Genomic DNA, 21,711 nt, shown 5'->3' with positions numbered 1-21,711 from the left:
CCACGATGATGTCGCTGTTCCGTTCCGTCACCGCCGCCGTGTTGCTGGTCGTCAGCGCGCCCGTTTTCGCCGCCACGCTGGAGGGCAGCACGCAGCTGGTCGTGGTCACCACCGAAGGCTGGGAGGCCACCCAGGGCAGGCTGCAGGCTTTCGAGCGCACCGACACGGGCTGGCAGCCACATGGCGCCGCCTTCGATGTGGCCGTGGGCCGCAGCGGCAGCGCTTGGGGCGAAGGATTGCACCCGGCCCAGTCCGCAGCCCCGCAGAAGCAGGAAGGCGACGGCCGCAGCCCGGCCGGCATTTTCTCGATCGGCCCGGCGTTCGGGTATGCGCCCGGCGTCACCAGCGGCCTGCCCTACCAGCCGATGCGCGATACCAGCTACTGCATGGATGTACCGGATTCGCCGTACTACAACCGCATCGTCGATGCGGAGGTGGTCGGCTCCGAGGCGGTGGAAGGCTCGACCGAGCCGATGCGGCTGGACCTGCACAACAAGGGCGACGTGCGCTATCGCGAAGGCTTCGTGATCGATCACAACCCGAAAGCGACGCCCGGCCGTGGCAGCTGCATCTTCGCCCACCTGTGGCGCGCGCCCGGTGAGGCCACCGCCGGCTGCACCGCGATGGAGCCTGCACGGATGACCACGCTGCTGGCCTGGTTGAATGCCAGTGCGCGGCCGCGCTTCGTGCTGCTGCCGCGCGCGGAGTACCAGCGCCTGCAGGCCGAGTGGCAGCTGCCCGTGCTGACCGGGAGCGCGCATTGAGCACCGCACCGCCGGATCCGCAGCTCGAACGCGCGGTCAGCCGCTGGCAGATCGTCGGGCTCTCGATCAACGATGTGATCGGCAGCGGCATCTACCTGCTGCCGGCCGCCACCGTTGCCCTGCTCGGCCCCTTCAGCCTGTGGGGCGTGGTCGCCGCCGGCATCGTGGTCGCGCTGCTGGTGCTCTGTTACGCGCAGGCGGCCAGCTACTTCGACGAGCCCGGTGGCAGCTATCTGTATGCGCGTGAGGCGTTCGGCCGGTTTGCCGGGTTCGAGATCGGCTGGATGATCTGGCTGACCCGCATCAGCTCCGCTGCCGCGCTCAGCAATGCACTGGCCGATGCGGTGGCACGCTTCTGGCCGTGGGCCGGGCATGACATCGGCCGCGTCGCGATCATCGTCGTCTCGCTCGGTTTCCTCACCGCGGTGAACGTGGCCGGCGTGCGCTCGGCGGCACGCACCGGGGTCATCCTGGTGATCGGCAAGCTGTTGCCGCTGCTGTTGTTCGTGGCCATCGGCGTGTTCTACGTCGATACCGATCTGGCCTTCTCCGGCGTGCGCCCGGACCCGCACGATCTGCAGCGCATGGGCGAAGCCGCGCTGCTGCTGCTGTATGCCTACGCCGGCTTCGAGAACATTCCGGCCGCCGCCGGCGAGTACAAGAACCCGCGCCGCGATATTCCGTTCGCGTTGATCACCATGATCATCACCGTCACCGTGATCTACGGCGCGGTGCAGTTCATCGCGCAGGGCACGCTGGCCGGGTTGGCCAGCTCGCCGACGCCGCTGGCCGATGCCGCCGCCAGCTTCGGTGGACTCACGCTCGCTTTGATCCTGACGGTGGGCGCGACGATCTCCATCCTCGGCACCAACAGCAACACGATGATGATGGGCCCGCGCTTCCTGTTCGCCTTGGCGCGCGATGGCTACGGGCCGAAGATCCTGGCCCAGGTGCACCCGCGCTTGCGCACACCGGCGGCGGCGATCATCGCGCAGGGCCTGATCGCGCTGGCGCTGGCCTTGTCCGGTTCGTTCGTGCAACTGGCGCTGTTGTCGATGACCACGCGCCTGTTCGCCTACATCGGCACGGCCGCCGCGGTGCTGGTGCTGGCGCGGCGTTTCCGTGATCGCCCGGGTGCACTGAAGCTGCCGGGTGGCCCGTTGATTCCGATCCTCGCGCTGGTGCTGTGCCTGGCCCTGTTCGCCAGTGCGAGCTGGCAGAACATCGCCGCGGCGGGCATCGCGTTCGCCGTCGGTGCGGTGATCTACATGTTCCCGCGCCGCGATCACCAGGGCTGAGCAGATGCGCAGGTGAATGGCGCTTGATGTGTCATTCACCTCGCCGGTCCATGACGTTAACCCGGCTTTGGGTACGGTGAAACCTCACCCAACCGGAGCCAACACATGAGCACTGACTATCAGATTCCCGGCCGGGTGCCGGAAGACGGTGTCCCGCGCCAGGCCGTATCGGACTATTGGCGTGAGCGCTTTCCAAGCGAACCGTACTACGACAACAACCAGTTCTTCGATGATTACGAGCCCGCATATCAGCTCGGTCATCGCACCCGTGCCGACGACATGATCCGCGCGTATGAAGAAGTGGAGGCGGAGCTGCAGTCCCGTTGGGCGCAGGAACACGGCCAGAGCAAGCTGAGCTGGGAACAGGCCCGCAATGCCGTGCGCCGCGGCTGGGATGAATCCACCGCGCTGCGCCAGGCGCACCTGGACAAGGGCGTGCCGCGCGGCACCTGATCGCGCTTGCCCGCAGAGCAACGGCGCAAACGACAACGGCGGCCTTCGGGTCGCCGTTGTCCTGTCTGCAGGACCTTTGGTCCACGCGGCCTTGATGGCCATGGTGTACAACAGGGGCTGGCCATCGCCTCCCCGACGGAGACTTCCATGACCCGCAAGCTGTTGCTCACCCTCGCCATCAGTCTCACCCCCGCCCTGTTCACCACCGCCTGTGTCGCGGCAGACACGGCCAGCCCCACCGCACCGGTCCTCAAGAAAGCCCAGTGGCCATTCGCCGCCACCGAGTTCGCCCGTTTCGACGAACCGTGGGCGATGAGCTTCCTGCCCGATGGCAGCCTGCTGGTCACCGAGAAGAAAGGCGCGCTGAAGCACTTCAACGTGCAGACCCGCAAGACCGCCACCATCACCGGCGTGCCCGAGGTCGCCTACGGCGGCCAGGGCGGTTTCGGCGATGTGCTGCCGCACCCTGACTTCGCGACGAACCAGCTGATCTATCTCAGCTACGCCGAGGAAGGCGATGGCGATACCCGTGGCGCTGCGGTCGCGCGTGCGCGCCTGGCACTGGCCGCCGATGGCAGCGGCACGCTGGAAGACCTCAAGGTGATCTGGCGCCAGACCCCGAAGGTCAGCGGCAAGGGGCATTACGGCCACCGTCTCGCCTTAGGTCCGGACGGCAAACTGTGGATCACCTCCAGCGAGCGCCAGAAGTTCGACCCCGCCCAGGATATGAGCGGCAATCTCGGCAAGCTGATCCGCCTCAACGACGACGGCAGCGTACCGGCCGACAATCCGTTCGCCTCGCAGGGTGGCGTGGCCGCGCAGGTGTGGTCGCTGGGCCATCGTAATGCGCTGGGTATCGCCTTCGATGCGCGCGGCAAGCTGTGGGTGCACGAAATGGGCCCGGCCGGCGGCGACGAGTTGAATCTGATCGAGCGCGGTGCCAACTATGGCTACCCGGTCGTCTCCAACGGCAGCCACTACGACGGCCGCGACATCCCCGACCACGACACCCGTCCGGAGTTCGCTGCACCCAAGGTGACCTGGACCCCGGTGATCTCCCCGGCCGGTTTCATCATCTACAACGGTACGCAGTTCCCGGCGTGGAAGGGCAGCGGCTTCATCGGCGGCCTGTCGTCCAAGGCGCTGGTCCGCGTGGCCTTCGACGGCGACAACGCCCGCGAGGCCGAGCGCTTCGACATGGGTGAGCGCATCCGCGAGATCGAACAGGGTCCGGATGGCGCGATCTGGCTGCTGGAAGACGGCAGCAACGGCAAGCTGCTCAAGCTCACGCCGAAGGCCTGAGTCTTGGCAGGCTGCCGGCGCATCGCCGGCAGCCTGCATGACTCACGCGCGTTCCGGCGCTGCACCGGCTTACTGGATGGTCACGACCTTGACCTCGGTGCGGCTGCACGCCTGATCCAGGCAGGTGCCGTTGAGCCAGACCTGGCCGTCACCGATCATCACCCCCTGCTGGTTGACCATGACGTCGTCGAATTTCTGCGCCGCAATGGCCTTGCGCACGGCCGGGGTCAGGATGCGCTCGTAGTTGCGCTGGAACTCGCCGGGGCCGGTGATCCTGGCGCCGTTGGCGATGTTCAAGGGGAAGCGGACTTCCTCGACCACGGCGGCGCGATCGCCGCCATTGACGGCTTTCTGGAAGGCATTGAAGACTGTTTCGTACTGGGCAGAATCGCCGAGGACCTGGTCGATGCGCTGACGGACATCGCGGGTGCCAGCGCTGGTCGGCGCGGCGGGTGTGGCGGTGGCGTCCGCAGCAGGTGTCGTGGCACCGCCCGAAGCAGGCACAGCGGCATCCGGCGCGGGGCTGCCGGCAGTGACCGCATCCGGCGAGAGACCCGAGGACGGCACGCTGTCACCGGGCGTCGGCCGGCCTTCGGGAATGGCCGTGGCCGGGCCCTGGGCGGGATCGGCGGCGGCGGTCTCGGCCGGCGGCGGCGCCGACGGACTACAGGCGGCCAGCCACAACGGGCTGGCCAGGGCCAACAGCAACGGGGTACGGGTCAGGCGCATGGGTGGCTCCATCGGTTTCACGAGGAAGCCAGCCTAACTGCCGAAACGTCAGCCGCCGATGATGGCTCACGGTGGCGCCGGCCAGCGGCCGGCACTACCGGGTGACGCGAGGCCGGCTCAGGCGGCCAGCAGCTCGAAGATCACCGGCTCGCCGCTGGCCGACGATGCGCACACCCACAGCTCGAACTGGCCCGGCTCGGCGCGGAACACGCCATCGCGGCCGGTGAAGCCCAGCGCATGGCGGTCCAGCGTGAACTGCACCTCGGTGCTCTCACCCGGCTGCAGGGCGATCTTGTCGAAGCCCTTCAGCTCGCGCACCGGCCGCACACGGCTGGCCACACGGTCGTGGATGTACAGCTGCACCACTTCCTCTCCCGCCACCGCACCGGTGTTGGTCAGCGTGGTGGTGATGGTCAGGGTGTCGTCCCAGCCCAGCTGCGCGCTGCTCAGCTGCGGCACGCCATAGGCGAACGTCGTGTAGCCGATGCCGTGGCCGAAGGCGTACGCCGGCTCGTTCGGAATCTCGCGCCAACGTGCCTTGAACTCGGACATGGTCGGCAGTTCCGGGCGACCGGTACGCGCGTGGTTGTAGAAGTACGGCTGCTGGCCGGAGACCTGCGGGAAGCTGACCGGCAGGCGCCCGGACGGGTTGTAGTCACCGAACAGCACATCGGCCACGGCGTGCCCGGTCTGGGTGCCCAGGTACCAGGTGATCGCCACGGCATGCGCATTGCGCACGGCGCCCTGCAGGGCCAGCGCGCGGCCATTGCGCAGCAGTACGACCAGCGGCTTGCCGGTCATCGCCACCGCTTCCGCCAGCGCCTGCTGTGCCGGCGGCAACGTGATCTCCACGCGCGACTGCGCTTCACCGCTGTACCGCTGCGGTTCGCCCAGCGCGAGTACCACCACATCGGCACGCAGCGCGGCAGCGACCGCCTGTTCGATACCGTCCTGCACGGCCGCTTCCAGATCACAGCCCGGCACGATCTCCAGCAGCGATTCGTCGCTGATCGCCGCACGTACACCGGCTTCCAGGGTGACGTAACGCGACTTGTCGCCGAACAGCGTCCAGCAGCCTTCGATGTTCTCGCGGTCCTGCACGAACGGCCCGATCAGCGCGATCTTCTGGCCGACCTTCTTCAGCGGCAGCACCGACTCGGCGTTCTTGAGCAGCACGATCGAGCGGCGCGCGGCATCGCGCGAGAGCTCGTCATGCGCGGCGATATGCGAGGTGTCCGCTTCGCGTGCCGCATCCAGCGAGCGGTACGGGTCATCGAACAGACCGATCGCGTCCTTCAGTCGCAGGATGCGGCGCACCGATTCGTCCAGCGTGGCCATCGGCACTTCGCCGCTCTCGATCAGGCCCGGCAGGTGCTCGGCGTAGAAGCCGCTCTGCATGCTCAGGTCCAGGCCGGCAGTGAAGGCCTTGGCGGTGGCGTCGCGGTCATCGGCGGCATAGCCGTGCGCGACCAGTTCCATGTCGGCGGTGTAATCGGAGATCACCACGCCCGGGAAGTTCCACTCCCCGCGCAGGATGTCGGTCAGCAGCTCGGCGTTGGCGCTGGCCGGCACGCCGTTGATGTCGTTGAACGAGGACATCACGGTCAACGCGCCCGCGTCGAAGGCGGCCTTGAACGGCGGCAGGTGGACGTCGCGCAGGGTCTGCGGCGAGATGTCCACCATGTTGTATTCCATGCCGGCCATCACCGCGCCGTAGGCGGCGAAATGCTTCGGCGTGGCCAGCAGCGCATCGTCGGCGCGCAGGTCCGGGCCCTGGAAGCCGCGCACACGGGCGGCGGCGAATGCACAGCCCAGCACCACGTCTTCACCGGCACCCTCGGCACCCCGGCCCCAACGCTGGTCGCGGGCGATATCCACGGCCGGTGCATAGGTCCAGTGCAGGCCGGCAGCGGTGGCTTCCACCGCGGTGGCACGGGCGGTGCGCTCAGCCAGGTCCGGCTCGAAGCTCGCGGCCTCGCCCAGCGGGATCGGGAACACAGTGCGCATACCGTGGATCACGTCGGCAGCCAGGATCACCGGGATCTTCAGGCGGCTTTCTTCCAGCGCGACCTGCTGGATCCGGCGGCCGGCTTCCACGCCGACGCCGTTGAACAGCGAGCCCACCTTGCCCTCGCGCACCTGCTGCAGCACCTGGTCGGCGTTGAGGACATTGGCTTCCGGGTTCACGTCCGGGGCGAACGGGCGGACCATGTCGGCGAACACACCCAACTGGCCGACTTTTTCTTCGACGGTCATCTGGGCAATGAGGGTTTCGATACGATCGGCGGCCACCGGCTGTCCTTATGAAAACGTTTACAAGCCCGGGATTCTAGCGTTCCCGAAGCGGTTGTGAATGACTTTTGCGTTCATTTTTCTTCCCCGCGGGAAGATCTCCACCCCCGCCGGCACGCCGACGGGGGCAGAGGAGCTTACTCTTCCGCCGCCAGCCGCTGCTGCCCGGCCATCAGCATCGCATCGCTGGAGGCCTGGAACACGCGGAGCCCAAAGGCCGGCAGGATCGCCAGCAGGTGATCGAACACGTCCGACTGCACGCCTTCGTACTCACCCCAGGCGGTGCTGCGGGTGAAGCAGTAGATCTCCAGCGGCAGGCCTTCGGTGGTCGGTTGCAGCTGCCGTACCAGCAGGGTCATCTCCGTATGGATGCCCGGATGCTGCTTCAGATAGCGCTCCACATACGCGCGGAACGTGCCTAGGTTGGTGACCCGGCGCGCGTTCACCGCCGCCATGCCCTTGGCCTGCAGCCCGGCGTTGTATTGCTGCAGCTCGGCCTGCTTCTCCCGCAGGTAATCGCCCAGCACCGCGAACTGCTCCAGCTCGGCCAGCATCGGCGCATCGACGAAGCCGACACTGTGCTGGTCCAGGTACAGCGCGCGCTTGATCCGGCGCCCGCCCGCTTCCTGCATGCCGCGCCAGTTCTTGAACGACTCGGTCACCAGCTTCTTGGTCGGGATGGTGGTGATGGTCTTGTCGAAGTTCTGCACGGTGATGGTGTGCAGGGCGATATCGATCACATCGCCATCGGCGTTCTGGCTGGGCATTTCGATCCAGTCGCCCAACCGCACCCGGCCATCGCCGCTGATCTGCACGCTGGCCACCAGCGACAGGATGGTGTCCTGGAAGATCAGCATGAGTACCGCGGTGGCCGCGCCGAGGCCGGTGACCAGCGGGCCGAGCTTCACCCCCAGCAGGGTCGCCACGATCGACAGGCCGGCGATCACGAAGACGATGATCTTCACGACCTGCAGGTAGCCCTTGATCGGTTTGTTGCGCGCATCCGGGCGGCGCTCGTACAGATCGTTGGCGGCGTCCAGCGCATGCGAGACCGCCAGCGCCACGGTCAGCACCGCCCACGCCCGGCACGCCCCGATCACGAACTCCACCAGCTCCGGCGGCAGGTCCGGCACGATCCGGATGCCGGCGGCGATGACCATGCTCGGCACCACGTTGGACAGCCGCGAGATCACCCGCAGGTTGTTGCCGCCTTCATTGCCCGCGCTGTGGCCAGGCAGGCGGTTGACCAGCTTGCGCAGACCGCGCAGCAGGATCTTCTTGGTGACGAAGTTGGCCAGCCAGGCCGCCAGGGCCAGCGCCGCCAGCACCAGCAGGGTGTAGGCCCAGGGCCAGGGTTCCAGGGTGTTCTGCAGGCCGTCCAGCCATCGGGTTGCCACTACCGCATCCAACATCGTGTATCGCTCTCCTATCAGGGGTATCAGGGCGTTGCCAGGTCCTGCGCGCTGCGCTCGATGATCACGCCGACCGCGCGCGCGCCGCGTACCGCACCGGGCTTGCTGAGTTTGAGCCGCAGCCATTGCACGTTGAATTCACGCAGCACGATCTCGGCGATGCGCTCGGCCAGGGTTTCGACCAGGCCATAGTCCGAGTCACGCACGAACTGCTCGATGCGCTTGCTGACGGCTTTGTAATTGAGGGTATCGGCGATGTCGTCGCTGGCCGCCGGGCGGCGGTTGTCGAAGCCCATTTCGAGATCGAAACGCAGGGTCTGGCGGATCCGCCGTTCCCAGTCGTAGATCCCGATCAGGGCATCGATTTCGAGCCCTTCAATGAATACCTTGTCCATAGCCATGCCACGTGGAAGATGGCGACCATGGTAACGGGGCTGTCCGGAATGTGCCGGGAACCGGGGTGAGGGGGCCTTCCGCACCGGTGCCGGAAAAGACAAAGGGCCCCGCGCGGGACCCTTTGCTTACCACCACTGTCCCCGGGGGAAATGGGCTGACCCATCAGCTGATCCCGGTGGCACACACTGCAACGGTACTGGGGTGGCCCAAAAGGGTCAATGGCCACGACCCGGATTTACGACGTGGTGCTCATCACCCCACTAGAGCTTAGTAGCTCATTGATCCAAAGAGCATTTTCAATTGACCAGCTACGCCGCCACTGACCGACTTCCCTGATACCGCGCGCCAGAACTGCCCTCTACGGTGGAGGCCCATGGATACCGCGAAGCTCTGTCGTGCGCGATCAGCACCTGATCCACCGCTCATTCTCCGCAGCACGCATGACAACGTATGAACAAGCCGTTGCACGCGCCCAACTACGCGCCCATCCCTTTGAACTGTATCAATGGAACATGCGTGTCAGTGGCGCGTTTCTCCTGCCGCTCCACACCTGCGAAGTAGTCATCCGCAATGCGGTGGCTGAAGCGGCAGCCCAGCAGCATGGTGCACTCTGGCCTTGGCAGGAGGGGTTTCGCAACAGTCTTCCCGGCGGCACGGCGCGCTACAACGCACGCGAAGAGCTGCGATGCGTGGCGTCGAACCACACGTCAACGGCAGCCGTCATTGCGTCGTTGAGATTCGCGTTCTGGCAGCACCTGTTTACCCAACGGTTCGACAGAACGCTGTGGTCCAAGGCTCTAAGGCGCGTCCTTCCAGGCGCGGATCCGGACACGCCGGAATACCTTCTGCGCGCGCAGTTGCATGGCGACTTGGAACAGGTAAGGCAGTTGCGCAACCGGATTGCGCATCACGAACCGATCTTCGCACGCGATCTCGCGCTGGATCTGGCCACGATTGGACGAATCGTCCAGATGCGTTGCCCCCATACCGAGCGGTGGATGACCCGCCATGAGTCCGTAACATCGTGGCTGAAGCGGAGGCCTGTCTGAGGTGTTGCAGGCCAGCCGCCAACCTCACACCGCCGGCAGCGTCGCCATATCCCAGCGCGGCGTCACCTGCACCTGGGGCGGCGTGTGCTGGCCAGCTTCCAGACGCAGCGCGCCAGCGAAGGCGATCATCGCGCCGTTGTCGGTGCACAGCGCCGGGCGCGGGAAGCAGGCGCGGCCACCGCGGCGGGCGGCCATCTGCTGCAGCTTGGCACGCAGGCGCTTGTTGGCCCCGACCCCGCCGGCCACCACGATCACATCGGTGCCGGCCGCATCCAGCGCGCGCTCGCACTTGATCGCCAAGGTGTCGACCACCGCATCTTCAAAGCCACGGGCAATGTCGGCGCGGGTCTGCTCGCTCTGGTCGCTGTCGCGCCAGGCCAGCAGGACCTGGGTCTTCAACCCGGAGAAGCTGAAATCCAGACCGGGGCGGTCCGTCATCGGGCGGGTGAATTTGAACCGGCCCGGCGTGCCGCGCTCGGCCAGGGCGGCCAGCTGCGGGCCACCGGGGTACGGCAGGCCCATCAGCTTGGCGGTCTTGTCGAAGGCCTCGCCAGCGGCGTCGTCCAGGGTCTCGCCGAGCAGGCGGTACTGGCCGATCCGGTCCACGGCGACCAGCTGGGTATGCCCACCGGACACCAGCAGCGCCACGAAGGGCGCCTGCGGCGGGTCGTCTTCCATCAGTGGGGCCAGCAAGTGGCCTTCCATATGATGTACACCGACCGCCGGCACCTCCAGCGCCCAGGCCAGCGAACGGGCCACGCCCGCCCCCACCAGCAGCGCACCGACCAGCCCGGGGCCGGCCGTATAGGCCACCCCGTCGATGTCGGCCACGGTCATGTCGGCCTCGGCCAGGGTCTGCCGGATCAGCGGCAGCAGCTTGCGCACGTGGTCGCGGCTGGCCAGCTCGGGCACCACCCCGCCGTATTCAGCGTGGAGGGCGATCTGGCTGTAGACGGCGTGGGCGCGCAGGGCGTCGATCCCGGACAGGGAGGTGTCATACACCGCCACGCCGGTCTCATCGCAGGAAGATTCGATACCAAGGACTCGCATAACGGGTATTATGGACCTCTTCAGGCCCCGGCAGACGTACGCTGGCCTGTCTGCGCATCACCCTTGGCCAAGAAGTTCGCCGGGGTGGGTTGCAACTTCTTTTCTCGCCGCTATAATGTGCGGCTCTCACCGGGCGTGACCCGGTTCTACTGTGTCCCGGAGATTCCATGCCCAGCGTTAAAGTCCGCGAGAACGAGCCCTTCGAGTTTGCGCTCCGTCGCTTCAAGCGCACCTGCGAAAAGGCCGGCGTGCTGGCCGAAACCCGCAAGCGCGAGTTCTATGAAAAGCCGACCCAGGAGCGTAAGCGTAAGGCTGCCGCTGCTGTGAAGCGTCAGCTGCGCCGTTCGTCGCGCGACGTTACCAAGCGTCAGCGCCTGTACTGATCGGACGCAACTTCGATACGGCAGGCCTTGGCCTGTCGTGACGGAGCCGAAGCCGGAACGCGCGAGCGTTACCGGCTTTTTGCGTTCCAGCGCTTCGGCGCCCCGCTTTCCTTTTCCACCGACACGAGGTGTTCCCATGAGCCTGAAGCAGCAGCTCACCGATGACATGAAGGCCGCCATGAAGGCCGGCGAGAAACACCGCCTGGGCGTGATCCGCCTGATGCTGGCCGACATCAAGCGCAAGGAAGTGGACGAGCGCATCGAGCTGGACGACGCCACCGCGTTGGCCGTGCTGGAAAAGATGGTCAAGCAGCGCAAGGACTCGGTCACCCAGTTCGAAGCCGCCAACCGCGAAGACCTGGCCGTGATCGAGCGCGAGGAAATCGTGGTGATCGACCAGTACCTGCCGGCCAAGCTGGGCGAGGCCGAGATCGTGGCCGCCATCCAGGCCGCCATCGCCGAAACCGGCGCGACCACCCCGGCCGACATCGGCAAGCTGATGGGCGCCCTCAAGCCGCGTCTGGCCGGTCAGGCCGACATGGGCCTGGTGTCCAAGCTGGTCAAGCAGCAGCTGGCTGGCTGAATCGCGCCGCCACGCCGCAGTGAAAAGGCCCGCATCTCGCGGGCCTTTTCCGTTTCAACAGGTCCGTTGTTACGAGGCCTGGCGACAGTTGCGCAGCGTCATCGAGCTTTCCTCGATCGAACTGATCTCACCTTCCAGCTTGGCCCAGTCGCGCTCGCGCAGCATGGTGAAGTTGGCGGCCTGGTCCGACGCGAATTCGCAGCGGATGGTGTAGTTGTTGTTGTTGTACGTGTCGTTCTGGCGGACGCGCAGCAGGCCGCGGGTCGGCGTGACCAGGTAGTTGATCGAGCCGATGTCACCGGGCTTGGTCGAATACGTACTCGGATTGACCGTATAGATCTGGCCATCGATCTGATAGCGCCGCCCCACGTAGGTTGCGTACAGCGGCAGGAAGGTGGCCGAACGGTCGCCCTTGTCTTCCTTGTTCGTGTTGGTCCCCAGCATCAGATCCTTGAAGGCACCGGCACTGCGGTACAGCGCCATCGTGTCTTTCACTTCCTTGCCCATCCGCTTGGACAGATCCGGGGCGGCCACTGCCTCGATGGCCGGCATCGGGTACTGGGTGCGCCCGGCCGCGGCCACCGTGTCGCCCTGGCTGCCCGCCTTGAGTTTGTCCAGCATCCCGCACATCGACTGCTTGGCCGCCGCCGGCTCGATCGACTGACCACGGGCCAGCTTGGTCGCCAGCGTGACGCGACCGGTGCGATCGGCGGTGCCCACCAGGACCAACGGGACACGCAGCCCTGTGCGCTGGATCAGGTACTGGTCGCCGGTATCGCCCTCCACCAGCTGCCCCGCGACTTCGAACTTGTCATCGCCGCCGATCTTGCGCAGCTGGTCCAGTGCGCTCTGCACCTTCAGGCCCGGCACCGTGACATCGGCCATGTACAGCGCACCGTTGCGCGCATCCCCTACCGTCTTGAAAGCCTTGTCGCAGGCCCCGGAAGCCGCCGCCGGGCCCGCAGCGGCCAACAGCACCATCGTCGTGTAGACCATTCCTTTCATGAAGCGTCCTTTCTGCTGTGAAGGTGGAAAACCGGGCAAAAGGATAGCGCGATATCCGTCAAGATCTTGACCTGATCGGATCACTTCACCCGGTGCAATCCGTCCATTTGCTAGAACGGGGGCCTCGCTTCCGACCTGATGCCGTCCATGCACCCGCCGAGCCATTCCCTCTCCAGGATCCGCAAACACATGGCGCGGCTGGAGCAGAGCTTCCCCGCCGTGCTGCTGCGCCGCTTCATCGATGCGGACGTGATGACCCAGGCCGCCGCGCTGGCCTTCTACGCCCTGCTCTCGATGGCGCCGCTGCTGGTGCTGCTGCTGTGGCTGACCGCCTCGCTGTACCCGCCGGCGCAGCAGGCGCTGCTGGGCCAGATCAATGACGTGGCCGGCACCAGCGCCGCCTCGGTGGCGGAGACCGTGCTCAGCAATGCCAACAACCAGCCCGACATCGGCACGCTGGCCGGCGTGTGGAGCACCCTGTTGCTGTTCATTGGTGCCACGGCGGTGTTCGCCCAGCTGCAGAACGCCCTGAACCTGATCTTCAATACCAGCGGCGAGCGCCTGGATGGCATCGTGGCCTGGTTGCGCAAGCGCGTGTTCTCCTTCGGCGTAGTGCTGGCGCTGGGGTTCCTGCTGATCCTCTCGATGACCGCGACCACCATGCTGCAGGTCGTGTTCGCGCACCTGCCCTCGGTACTGCCGGCGATCGGCTACCTGACCAGCCTGGCGCTGTACACCGTGGGCTTCGCCTTCCTCTACCACTACCTGCCCGACCGCCGCGTGGCATGGCGCCAGGCCTTCATCGGCGGTGCGATCACCTCGGCCCTGTTCGCCCTGGGCCGCTATGGCATCGGCCTGTACATCGCCACCGTCGCACCGGGCAGCGCGTATGGCTCCATGGGCGCCCTGGTGATCTCACTGGTGTGGATCTACTACGCCACCGTGGTCTTCTTCGTCGGTGCACTGATGACCTCGGTGATCGATGAGCGCCTGCGCGCCCATGCCGTGCTCGCCGAGGCTGGGGTGGAGCCACCGAAACCGGGCGAAACGGCCGGCAGCTAGTAGACTAGCGGCACCCCCGCTTCCGCGCGTGGCCGTGACCGGCCATGCCCCCGCCTGCTGCCCATGGCCCGTATCCCCGACGCATTCATCGACGACCTGCTGGCCCGCTCCGACATAGTCGAGGTGGTGGGCAGTCGCGTGCCGCTGAAGCGCCAGGGCAAGGAATACGCAGCGCGCTGCCCGTTCCATGACGAGCGCTCGGCCTCGTTCACGGTCTCGCCGACCAAGCAGTTCTATCACTGCTTCGGCTGCGGCGCGCATGGCACGGCGATCAGCTTCCTGATGAATTACGACCGCCTCGAGTTTCTCGACGCGGTCGATGAGCTGGCCAAGCGCGTGGGCATGGAAGTGCCGCGCGATACCCAGCCGCGCACCGCACAGCAGCAGGACGACAGCCGCGATCTGTACTCGGCGCTGGACGCGGCCACGCGCTTCTTCCAGACCGCGCTGAAGGGCAGCGACAAGGCACGCGCCTACCTGGACCAGCGCGGAGTCGATGAAGAGAACCGCGAGCGCTTCGCCATCGGTTACGCACCGGACGGCTACAGCGCGCTGAAGGATGCCCTGGGCAAGGACGAGCGGCGGATGAAGCTGCTCGACCGCGCCGGCCTGTTCTCCAAGAACGACCGCGGCCACGTCTACGACAAGTTCCGCGACCGGGTCATGTTCCCGATCTTCGACCGCCGTGGCCGCGTGATCGCCTACGGCGGTCGGGTCATGGAAAAAGACGACGGCCCGAAGTACCTCAACTCACCCGAGACCGCGCTGTTCCACAAGGGCCGCGAGCTGTACGGCCTGTGGCAGGTGCGCCAGGCCAACCAGAAGATCGAGCGGCTGATCGTGGTCGAGGGCTACATGGACGTGGTCTCGCTGTTCCAGTTCGGCGTCACCCAGGCGGTGGCGACACTGGGCACGGCGACCACGCCGGACCACGCCGAGCTGTTGTTCCGCAATGCGCCGGACGTGTTCTTCTGCTTCGATGGCGATGCCGCCGGCCGCCGCGCCGGCTGGCGTGCGCTGGAGTCGGTGCTGCCGCGCATGAAGGACGGCCGCCAGGCCTTCTTCCTGTTCCTGCCCGATGGCGAAGACCCGGACACCATCGTGCGCAAGGAAGGCCGCGAGGGCTTCGATGCCCGCCTGCAGCAGGCCACGCCGCTGTCGCAGTTCTTCTTCGACGAGCTCACCCGTGAGGTCAACATGGGCACGCTCGACGGCAAGGCGCGGCTGGCCGAACGGGCCAAGCCGATGCTGGCGCAGATTCCCGATGGCGCCTTCGGCGACCTGATGAAGCAGCAGCTGACCACGCTGACCGGCCTGGGCGCCAAGCCCAGTGCGTCCGCGCAGCCCTCTCGCCCACCGCAGCGCGCGGTGGCACCGGCCCAGCGCCGCAGCCTGGTGCGCGCGGCCATCGCGATCCTGCTGCAGCAGCCCTCGCTGGCGATGACCCTGGACGGCCATCACTTCACCGGCCTGCGCCTGCCCGGCATCGAACTGCTGACCGAACTGCTGACCCTGGTCGAGCAGCGCCCGGACATCAGTACCGGGGCGTTGCTGGAGCACTTCGAAGGCCGCGAGGAGCAGGAGTCGCTGCACAAGCTGGCCGCGCAGACCCTGCCCGGCGACGAGGCGATGTGGACCCAGGAACTGCATGACGCGGTGGCCCAGTTGGAGAAACAGCTGCTGATGCAACGTCTGGACGAGCTTCAGGCAAAGCAGAGCCAGCAGGGTCTGGACGATACTGACAAGTACGAGCTGCGCGAACTGCTCAAGGCGCGCAGCACCCTCCGCTTCTGACCAACGGAGCCGCCGTGGCATCCCACCTCGCGAACCCCGCTGCAGCGATGCCGTCTTCGTTCCCCCGTTTATTTCCCTGCTCTACAGGAGCCTGCCCACCATGACCCGCTGGTGGTCGCGCCTGCGACCGGACAACTTCACCCTCGCCCTGCTCTGCACCGTGCTGTTGGCGTCCTTCCTGCCGATGCACGGCGCCGCCGCGATGGTGCTCGACGATGTCACCGACGTCGCCATCGCCGCGCTGTTCTTCCTGCACGGCGCGCGCCTGCCACGGGAGTCGATCGTCGCCGGCCTGCTGCACTGGCGCCTGCACCTGACCATCCTGGCCTGCACGTTCGTGATGTTCCCGCTGCTGGGCCTGATGTTCAAACCGCTGGATGGCTGGCTGCTCACGCCCGAGTTGTACATCGGCGTGCTGTTCCTGTGTGCGCTGCCGTCCACCGTGCAGTCCTCGATCGCGTTCACCTCGATCGCCCGTGGCAACGTCCCGGCGGCGGTGTGCAGCGCCTCGCTGTCGAGCATCCTCGGCGTCTTCCTGACCCCGCTGCTGCTGGCCCTGCTGGCCGGCACCGAAGGCGGCATGCACAACCCCGGCCAGGCCATCGTCAGCATCATGCTGCAGTTGCTGGTGCCGTTCGTGGCCGGCCATCTGCTGCGCCCGTGGATCGCCCGCTGGGTCGAGAAGCAGCGCGCGCTGCTGCGCTATACCGACCAGGGCACGATCCTGCTGGTGGTCTACTCCGCCTTCGGCGAAGCGGTCAGCGAAGGGCTGTGGAGCAAGACGCCGCTGTTGTCGCTGCTCAGTGTGGCGGTGGTGGCGGCGGTGCTGCTCGGCATCGCGATGCCGCTGATCCGCTTCATCGCGCGCCGGCTGGGCTTCAACCGCGAAGACGAGATCACCATCCTGTTCTGCGGCTCCAAGAAGAGCCTGGCCACCGGCGTGCCGATCGCCAAGGTGCTGTTCGCCGGCGGCAGCCTCGGTGCGATCGTGCTGCCGATCATGATCTACCACCAGATCCAGTTGATCGTCTGCGCGATGATCGCGCAGCGGTATGCACGTGACCCGGTCACCCCGCGGTAGGGTCGCTCGACAGACGACCGCCGATACCGGAAGTCGTCTGTCGAGCGACCCTACCGGAGGACCGCCCGTGGAAGCGTTGCGCTGTTATCGCCGTCGTCTCAATCTTTCACACCAGCGGCGATCTGTTGCAACACGATGGCTTTTTGCTCCACGTCGCCTTCCCCGATAGCGATCAGCGAGTAGGCCTTGTTTTCCCCTGCCCATTCCAACGTTGCGCGGCTGCGCCCAAGATCATCCGAGACTTGTTCCAGCTGCGCAGGCACACCGTTAACGCGGATGTTCTGAAACTCTGCGATCACCTCTACTTTGCTGCCTGGGGCACGAAAGTTGTGTTCATTGAACTCGACGATACCCACGCCATTCACGCGATAGAAACGGGTTAGACCGGTGGATTTGAGCCCATCCAGTGCGCCGCTTGGCTCCATTCCGATCAGCTCCGCCGCACCGAGAATTGTGCGTTGGAGATCGGATGGCGGCGAAGGCAATCGCCGACGCAGTTCTGCGTTGGAACGTACGGTTCTCGGAAGCGAAGAGATCAGCTGGCCCTGCGATGGGATCTCGCCATTGGAAACCCGTCGCACTCCGGCTCGACTTAGCGCTATTTCGGCACGGAAGTGTTGCTTGACTTCTTCGGGTGCATCCAACTCAGACAGGGGAATGACCTGATAGGTACCCTGCTCCGACGAGCGGCGCACTCCATTGCTGCTGTCTTCCATTGCGGCGCGCATGGTTCGCTCATTCAACCACTTTCCTACCGCATCCACGTCGTTCTGGGCACTGAAGCTCGGGGCACTGTACAGCGACGCGACAATCAGCAACGACACGGCCAAAGAATTCATGAAGGTCACACCTTGCGCATGATGTGTGCTCGCTGCTGATCCCGGCATTCTCGGCAAAAGCGGCCTGTCATACATGATTGATTCATTGACGGACAACAGACAGTTGGCACGGCTCAGGGTTTTCATCGCAGCAGATGCTTCTGCACTGATGAGCAGGGCAGTAGCCATCGCGGCTACGACCCCGATGTCTCTTATGGACGTCACTTGAGCACCATGAGATTGAGCGAGCAAAGTCTCGCGACGTCATTTCTACGGGGTTGTTTCTGATGAAAGTGAGCGCTGTGTATCGTTGCAGGTCGTGCAATCGGTTCCCCCCCCCTCGACGCGGGGGTTCCTTACAAGAGACCGTGCCTCAAGCGCCATCCATGTGAGGGGAGTGCCGGGAGGTCGTCTCCCAGATGACACCGCGCATGGATGCAGCGCGGCGCGGTCGCAGGATGCGGAGAAGCGCCCCGCCGGTATCGATGATTGGCGGAGGGTAAGCGCGGTCGCAAACGTAACGGCGCTTACAAAGCCGAACTCCGGTAAAGGTCATGCCTTGCCGGGCTGGTGGTGTCTGCGTGCGGTCGTTTGGGAAGCGACCCTACCAGGGCACCGCATCGTCGGCATTCGGCCTCGCTACGGGTCCGTCAGTGTCCCCACGCTCAGCGCCGGCAGATGCACCCACACGTCGTAGGACCGTTCCGGATCCGTTTCGACGACCGGATTCTGCGCCGGCAATTCACGCAGCGTGAGCGCGCGGCAGGGGTTCATGCAGCCCCAGAACTGCCCACGCAGCGCTTCCACGCGCACGCTGTACAGCGGAAGGTCCAGCAGGTACGACGCCATGGTGCGGTGCTTCATCTCCGGCGGCGCGTCCGCGAAGGGGTGGCGCATCGCGTGCACGTTACCAGTGAGCACCACCATCCGCGCCCCGGCCGGCAGTGCGTTGAACTGCTGGCGCAAGTGCGTGGCCATCGCAGCGTCGCGATCCATATCGGTGTCGTACGTACTGATTTCAATGTCATAGCCAGCCACGCCTACGTCGCGCCCCTGCAGGCGCAGCACGCGCAGCGTCTCGATCAGCGCCAGCATGTCCCGGCTGCGGCGCCCGTCGTGCTGGTCGTCCTTTACCTGCCAGAACGGCGAGGTGCGCAGTGCCGCCCGCGCATCAGCATCGCCGCTGGAGCGCAGGTAACGCGCCAGCGCGGCGTTCTCGCTCATCGGCAGTTCCAAGCCCAACCGCACCGGTGCGTTGTCGCGGCTGTAGCGTTCCATCAGGTCGGTCACCAGCAGCGGTGTCTCGGCGGTGCCGTGGTATTCGCCCAGCATCACCAGCCGGTGGTTGCCCGCCAAGGTCACTATCTGCGTTGCGGTGTCAGCGACACTGCCTGCCGGCACGGCAGCGGCTGTGCCGCACACCATCGAAGCCACCATTACAGCCATCCAGAGCCATCGCTTCATACCGTCACGTCCTGTTGGGGTCATGAAAGCAATGGCGATGCTATGGCCGGTTTCAAGGCCGGCGCAGGTAGCTCACAGGAACGGCAGCATCCAGTGGTCCACCATCAGGAAGGCGAACAGCGCCATCAGGTAGACGATGGAGTAGCCGAACATCTTCATCGAGAACAGTTCATCCGGCGGATTCAGCATGCGCCAGGCGTACCAGAGGAAGACCGCGTTGAGCACGATCGCACCGCCCAGGTAGAACATGCCGCTCATGCCGACCACGACCGGCAGGATGCTGACGATGGCCAGCGCGATCGAATAGACCATGATCGACTTGCGGGTGTAGGCCACGCCGTGGGTGACCGGCAGCATCGGGATTTCCGCCTTGGCGTAATCCTCGCGGCGGAAGATCGCCAGTGCCCAGAAGTGCGGCGGGGTCCAGATGAAGATGATCAGCACCAGCAGCGACGCGTAGGCCCAGTCCCACGGGCCCTGCATGCCGGTGATCGCGGCCCAGCCGAGCATCGGCGGGGTAGCACCGGCGAGACCGCCGATGACGATGTTCTGCGAGGTCGCGCGCTTGAGGTACACGGTGTAGATCACCGCGTACCCGATCAGCGAGGCGAAGGTCAGCACGGCGGTGATCACGTTGACCCAGACCACCAGGATCGTCATCGACAGCGCGATCAACAGGCCGGCGAAGACGAGCACCTGCCACGGTTTGACCTTGCCCACCACCAGCGGGCGCCACGAGGTGCGCGCCATCTGCGCATCGATGCGCGCGTCCAGCAGCTGGTTGATCGCTGCGGCGGCCGAAGCGGCCAGCCAGATGCCGAGGAAGCCGAGGGCGCCGTCCAGCGCCTGCTGCGCGGTGGGCACGCCGGGGATGGCCAGGAACATGCCCACCAGCGCGGTGAACACGATCAGGGCGACGACCTTGGGCTTGGTCAGATCCCAGTACTGACGGTAACTGGCCATGCCGTCAGCCTGCCTGCACGGAAGTGGACGCAGCGCTGGCCTTGCCACCCTCGGCATCCGGCGCGCGCAGGCGCGCCAGCAAGGTCACCAGCACGAACAGCAGGGCCACGGCGCCCCCGCTGTGCGCGACGGCCACTTCCAGCGGCACCGCCAGCTTCACGTTGAGGATGCCCAGGGTGATCTGCAGTACCACAAGCAGACCTAGGGCACTCGCCCAGCCGCGCATGCTCGGCAGGCGGAACAGGCGCACCGACAGCCACAGCAGGTACACGGCGACCACGATCGCCATCACGCGGTGCGCCATCTGGATCGCGATACGCGAGGCGCCGTCGAGCACGCCCCCTTCGTAATCCACGCCGATGCCACGCCACAGGGTGAAGCCTTCCTTGAAATCATGCGGCGGCCACCACTGGCTGACGCAGCGCGGGAAATTGTCCAGCGAGGCGCTGCCGCCACCGCAGGCGAGTGCGGCGTAGTTGGCGCTGACCCAGCCGCCGAGGGCGATCTGCGCGACCAGCACGGCCACGCCGGCGCGGATCAGCCATTTCAGCTTGGGCGCCTCGGCCAGGGTGATCGGCATATGCGTGGCGCGCCACGCCATCCATACCAGCAGGCCGAACATGAGCATGCCGCCGAGCAGATGGCCCATGACCACGATCGGCTTGAGCAGCCAGGTGACCGTCCACATGCCGAGCAGCGCCTGGAAGATCACCACCGCCAGCGTCAGCAACGCGGCGCGGGCCAGGTCGATGTTGGTCCAGCGCAGCGCGGCGATCAGCAGGATCGCCTCGCCGATGATCGCCAGGATGCTCGCCGGCACGTGCATGCCCATCATGTACAGCGGTATGCCGGTCGCCACCAGCACACAGGCGGTGATCACCGCCGTACTGCCCCAGCAACGGCGGCGCGTGGCCAGCAGCGCCAGGGTGAGGATCTCGATACCGAGTGCACCGGCCAGGAAACGGTGCACCTGCTCGCGCCACGCCTTGTGCGTTTCCAGCGGGCGGATCTTGGCGGCCTCGTGGCCGATCACTTCCTCGGCGTGCTGCGGCCAGGTGACACGGCCATAGCAGGTCGGCCAGTCCGGGCAGCTCAGGCCCGCATCGGACAGGCGCACGAACGAACCGAACATGATCGTGCTGGCGGTCATGATCAGCGCAAACCACGCCAGACGGTGGAAATTGCGGTGCAGCACCGGGCGTGCGGAGAGGCTCATCTAAACGGAACTCACTTCAGTTTCAGCAGCGTGGCCAGGTCTTTGCGCAGACCGGCCATATCGAATCCCGGCGCGTACCGCATGATCACGAATCCATTGGGATCGATCACATACACAGGCGTGCCGGCGGCGTCATCCACGGCGGGCAAAGCGGCACGCAGGTCCGGTTGGGCGCGCAGCGCGCGCAGTGCGGGCATGCCCTGGACCTCGGCCGGCGGCGTGCCCAGCCACAGGATCTCGACATTATCGGCGTTATGGCCGAACAGCTGCCACACCTTGCCCAATCCCTGCGACAAAGTGACGCACTCGCTGGTACAGCTGGCAGACGGGGCCACCAGGATCCGCCAGGTGCGATCGTTGGGGTTCCACGGGTACGGCTGACCATCGGCCAAGGTCGGCGGCAGCGCGCGCAGATCGGCCGGCGGCTGCAGCAGTTGCCCGGTATTGCGGTGCGAGGTCGGCTGCCAGCCGGAGAAGCGCAGCACGCCCGCCAGCGCCATGGCGCCGAAGAACACGCCGAACAACGCGATCAGGGTCCAGCGGCCGCGTGAACGGGACGGCAGCCGAGCCGGGGAAGTGGCATTCATGGGCGGCATT

At 66.1% G+C, this 21,711-nt stretch carries 21 protein-coding genes; 10 read left to right on the top strand and 11 right to left on the bottom strand.

What is annotated here, in order from left to right:
- Positions 1–5 precede the first annotated feature (5 nt).
- The 4 genes from ACWV8V_RS15500 to ACWV8V_RS15485 all read left to right on the top strand — a co-directional run bounded on the left by ACWV8V_RS15500 (position 6) and on the right by ACWV8V_RS15485 (position 3,817).
- Entirely contained in the window at positions 6–764 is a 759-nt protein-coding gene (locus ACWV8V_RS15500; RefSeq protein ID WP_455900153.1) for a L,D-transpeptidase family protein, read from the top strand.
- Positions 761–2,062: an APC family permease gene (locus ACWV8V_RS15495; RefSeq protein ID WP_123731358.1), complete on the top strand. Its 1,302-nt coding sequence runs from the start codon at positions 761–763 to the stop codon at positions 2,060–2,062. Before ACWV8V_RS15500 ends, ACWV8V_RS15495 begins: the two co-directional genes overlap by 4 nt.
- A gap of 105 nt (positions 2,063–2,167) precedes the next feature.
- Positions 2,168–2,515: a hypothetical protein gene (locus ACWV8V_RS15490; RefSeq protein ID WP_152153756.1), complete on the top strand. Its 348-nt coding sequence runs from the start codon at positions 2,168–2,170 to the stop codon at positions 2,513–2,515.
- 147 nt (positions 2,516–2,662) lie between these two features.
- Positions 2,663–3,817, top strand: coding sequence for a PQQ-dependent sugar dehydrogenase (locus ACWV8V_RS15485; RefSeq protein ID WP_455900152.1), 1,155 nt, complete (start codon positions 2,663–2,665; stop codon positions 3,815–3,817).
- Positions 3,818–3,886: 69 nt separating this feature from the next.
- Here ACWV8V_RS15485 and ACWV8V_RS15480 read toward each other — a convergent pair whose 3' ends face one another.
- The 4 genes from ACWV8V_RS15480 to folB all read right to left on the bottom strand — a co-directional run bounded on the left by ACWV8V_RS15480 (position 3,887) and on the right by folB (position 8,645).
- Positions 3,887–4,546 (bottom strand): hypothetical protein, encoded by a 660-nt coding sequence (locus tag ACWV8V_RS15480; protein WP_455900151.1) that lies wholly within the window; start codon positions 4,544–4,546, stop codon positions 3,887–3,889.
- Between the two features lie 117 nt (positions 4,547–4,663).
- Positions 4,664–6,838 (bottom strand): glycoside hydrolase family 3 N-terminal domain-containing protein, encoded by a 2,175-nt coding sequence (locus tag ACWV8V_RS15475; RefSeq protein WP_455900150.1) that lies wholly within the window; start codon positions 6,836–6,838, stop codon positions 4,664–4,666.
- Positions 6,839–6,975: 137 nt separating this feature from the next.
- Complete coding sequence (locus ACWV8V_RS15470) at positions 6,976–8,250, bottom strand: mechanosensitive ion channel family protein (protein ID WP_455900149.1); 1,275 nt, start codon at positions 8,248–8,250, stop codon at positions 6,976–6,978.
- 26 nt (positions 8,251–8,276) lie between these two features.
- Positions 8,277–8,645 (bottom strand): dihydroneopterin aldolase, encoded by a 369-nt coding sequence (folB, locus tag ACWV8V_RS15465; RefSeq protein WP_088434566.1) that lies wholly within the window; start codon positions 8,643–8,645, stop codon positions 8,277–8,279.
- 396 nt (positions 8,646–9,041) lie between these two features.
- Here folB and ACWV8V_RS15460 point away from each other — a divergent pair, with 396 nt between their 5' ends.
- A complete protein-coding gene (locus ACWV8V_RS15460; protein ID WP_455900148.1) occupies positions 9,042–9,695 on the top strand; it encodes a hypothetical protein in 654 nt (217 codons plus the stop codon).
- Between the two features lie 24 nt (positions 9,696–9,719).
- Here ACWV8V_RS15460 and tsaD read toward each other — a convergent pair whose 3' ends face one another.
- Entirely contained in the window at positions 9,720–10,745 is a 1,026-nt protein-coding gene (gene tsaD, locus ACWV8V_RS15455) for a tRNA (adenosine(37)-N6)-threonylcarbamoyltransferase complex transferase subunit TsaD (RefSeq protein WP_259262101.1), read from the bottom strand.
- A gap of 167 nt (positions 10,746–10,912) precedes the next feature.
- Here tsaD and rpsU point away from each other — a divergent pair, with 167 nt between their 5' ends.
- Both rpsU and ACWV8V_RS15445 read left to right on the top strand, forming a co-directional pair.
- Positions 10,913–11,128, top strand: a complete 216-nt coding sequence (rpsU, locus tag ACWV8V_RS15450) for a 30S ribosomal protein S21 (RefSeq protein WP_002808376.1) — start codon at positions 10,913–10,915, stop codon at positions 11,126–11,128.
- Positions 11,129–11,264: 136 nt separating this feature from the next.
- Positions 11,265–11,711, top strand: coding sequence for a GatB/YqeY domain-containing protein (locus ACWV8V_RS15445; protein WP_259262100.1), 447 nt, complete (start codon positions 11,265–11,267; stop codon positions 11,709–11,711).
- 69 nt (positions 11,712–11,780) lie between these two features.
- Here ACWV8V_RS15445 and ACWV8V_RS15440 read toward each other — a convergent pair whose 3' ends face one another.
- Positions 11,781–12,716 carry a hypothetical protein gene (locus tag ACWV8V_RS15440; RefSeq protein WP_259262099.1) on the bottom strand — a complete coding sequence of 312 codons (936 nt, stop codon included), beginning with the start codon at positions 12,714–12,716 and terminating at the stop codon, positions 11,781–11,783.
- A gap of 147 nt (positions 12,717–12,863) precedes the next feature.
- On the opposite strand from ACWV8V_RS15440, the gene ACWV8V_RS15435 reads away from it, so the two are divergent.
- From ACWV8V_RS15435 to ACWV8V_RS15425, 3 genes are all read left to right on the top strand, one after another.
- Positions 12,864–13,778 (top strand): YihY/virulence factor BrkB family protein, encoded by a 915-nt coding sequence (locus ACWV8V_RS15435; RefSeq protein ID WP_455900147.1) that lies wholly within the window; start codon positions 12,864–12,866, stop codon positions 13,776–13,778.
- Between the two features lie 63 nt (positions 13,779–13,841).
- Entirely contained in the window at positions 13,842–15,572 is a 1,731-nt protein-coding gene (gene dnaG, locus ACWV8V_RS15430; RefSeq protein WP_455900146.1) for a DNA primase, read from the top strand.
- A gap of 100 nt (positions 15,573–15,672) precedes the next feature.
- Positions 15,673–16,653, top strand: coding sequence for a bile acid:sodium symporter family protein (locus tag ACWV8V_RS15425; RefSeq protein WP_152153742.1), 981 nt, complete (start codon positions 15,673–15,675; stop codon positions 16,651–16,653).
- A 98-nt stretch (positions 16,654–16,751) separates the two neighbouring features.
- On the opposite strand, the gene ACWV8V_RS15420 is transcribed toward ACWV8V_RS15425, so the two are convergent.
- The 5 genes from ACWV8V_RS15420 to ACWV8V_RS15400 form a co-directional block, all read right to left on the bottom strand.
- Positions 16,752–17,660, bottom strand: a complete 909-nt coding sequence (locus ACWV8V_RS15420; RefSeq protein WP_455900145.1) for a hypothetical protein — start codon at positions 17,658–17,660, stop codon at positions 16,752–16,754.
- A gap of 450 nt (positions 17,661–18,110) precedes the next feature.
- Complete coding sequence (locus ACWV8V_RS15415; protein WP_455900144.1) at positions 18,111–18,908, bottom strand: calcium-binding protein; 798 nt, start codon at positions 18,906–18,908, stop codon at positions 18,111–18,113.
- 99 nt (positions 18,909–19,007) lie between these two features.
- Positions 19,008–19,898 carry a heme o synthase gene (cyoE, locus tag ACWV8V_RS15410; protein ID WP_123731371.1) on the bottom strand — a complete coding sequence of 297 codons (891 nt, stop codon included), beginning with the start codon at positions 19,896–19,898 and terminating at the stop codon, positions 19,008–19,010.
- Between the two features lie 4 nt (positions 19,899–19,902).
- Complete coding sequence (locus tag ACWV8V_RS15405; protein WP_455900143.1) at positions 19,903–21,114, bottom strand: COX15/CtaA family protein; 1,212 nt, start codon at positions 21,112–21,114, stop codon at positions 19,903–19,905.
- 11 nt (positions 21,115–21,125) lie between these two features.
- Positions 21,126–21,701, bottom strand: coding sequence for a hypothetical protein (locus ACWV8V_RS15400; protein ID WP_102788907.1), 576 nt, complete (start codon positions 21,699–21,701; stop codon positions 21,126–21,128).
- Positions 21,702–21,711 lie beyond the last annotated feature (10 nt).

The sequence above is a fragment of the Stenotrophomonas sp. Ker107b genome (assembly GCF_053847245.1).
This window is presented reverse-complemented; position numbering and strand designations above follow the sequence as displayed.

Bases quoted from the DNA above. Each gene is read 5' to 3' on its own strand.
- ACWV8V_RS15500 (WP_455900153.1), top strand. From the start codon at position 6: ATGATGTCGCTGTTCCGTTCCGTCACCGCCGCCGTGTTGCTGGTCGTC.
- ACWV8V_RS15440 (WP_259262099.1), bottom strand. From the start codon at position 12,716: ATGAAAGGAATGGTCTACACGACGATGGTGCTGTTGGCCGCTGCGGGC.
- ACWV8V_RS15415 (WP_455900144.1), bottom strand. From the start codon at position 18,908: ATGGTGGCTTCGATGGTGTGCGGCACAGCCGCTGCCGTGCCGGCAGGC.
- tsaD (WP_259262101.1), bottom strand. From the start codon at position 10,745: ATGCGAGTCCTTGGTATCGAATCTTCCTGCGATGAGACCGGCGTGGCG.
- dnaG (WP_455900146.1), top strand. From the start codon at position 13,842: ATGGCCCGTATCCCCGACGCATTCATCGACGACCTGCTGGCCCGCTCC.
- cyoE (WP_123731371.1), bottom strand. From the start codon at position 19,898: ATGGCCAGTTACCGTCAGTACTGGGATCTGACCAAGCCCAAGGTCGTC.
- folB (WP_088434566.1), bottom strand. From the start codon at position 8,645: ATGGACAAGGTATTCATTGAAGGGCTCGAAATCGATGCCCTGATCGGG.
- ACWV8V_RS15485 (WP_455900152.1), top strand. From the start codon at position 2,663: ATGACCCGCAAGCTGTTGCTCACCCTCGCCATCAGTCTCACCCCCGCC.
- ACWV8V_RS15420 (WP_455900145.1), bottom strand. From the start codon at position 17,660: ATGGCTACTGCCCTGCTCATCAGTGCAGAAGCATCTGCTGCGATGAAA.
- ACWV8V_RS15435 (WP_455900147.1), top strand. From the start codon at position 12,864: ATGCACCCGCCGAGCCATTCCCTCTCCAGGATCCGCAAACACATGGCG.
- ACWV8V_RS15470 (WP_455900149.1), bottom strand. From the start codon at position 8,250: ATGTTGGATGCGGTAGTGGCAACCCGATGGCTGGACGGCCTGCAGAAC.
- ACWV8V_RS15400 (WP_102788907.1), bottom strand. From the start codon at position 21,701: ATGAATGCCACTTCCCCGGCTCGGCTGCCGTCCCGTTCACGCGGCCGC.
- ACWV8V_RS15480 (WP_455900151.1), bottom strand. From the start codon at position 4,546: ATGCGCCTGACCCGTACCCCGTTGCTGTTGGCCCTGGCCAGCCCGTTG.
- ACWV8V_RS15425 (WP_152153742.1), top strand. From the start codon at position 15,673: ATGACCCGCTGGTGGTCGCGCCTGCGACCGGACAACTTCACCCTCGCC.
- ACWV8V_RS15405 (WP_455900143.1), bottom strand. From the start codon at position 21,114: ATGAGCCTCTCCGCACGCCCGGTGCTGCACCGCAATTTCCACCGTCTG.
- ACWV8V_RS15445 (WP_259262100.1), top strand. From the start codon at position 11,265: ATGAGCCTGAAGCAGCAGCTCACCGATGACATGAAGGCCGCCATGAAG.
- ACWV8V_RS15490 (WP_152153756.1), top strand. From the start codon at position 2,168: ATGAGCACTGACTATCAGATTCCCGGCCGGGTGCCGGAAGACGGTGTC.
- rpsU (WP_002808376.1), top strand. From the start codon at position 10,913: ATGCCCAGCGTTAAAGTCCGCGAGAACGAGCCCTTCGAGTTTGCGCTC.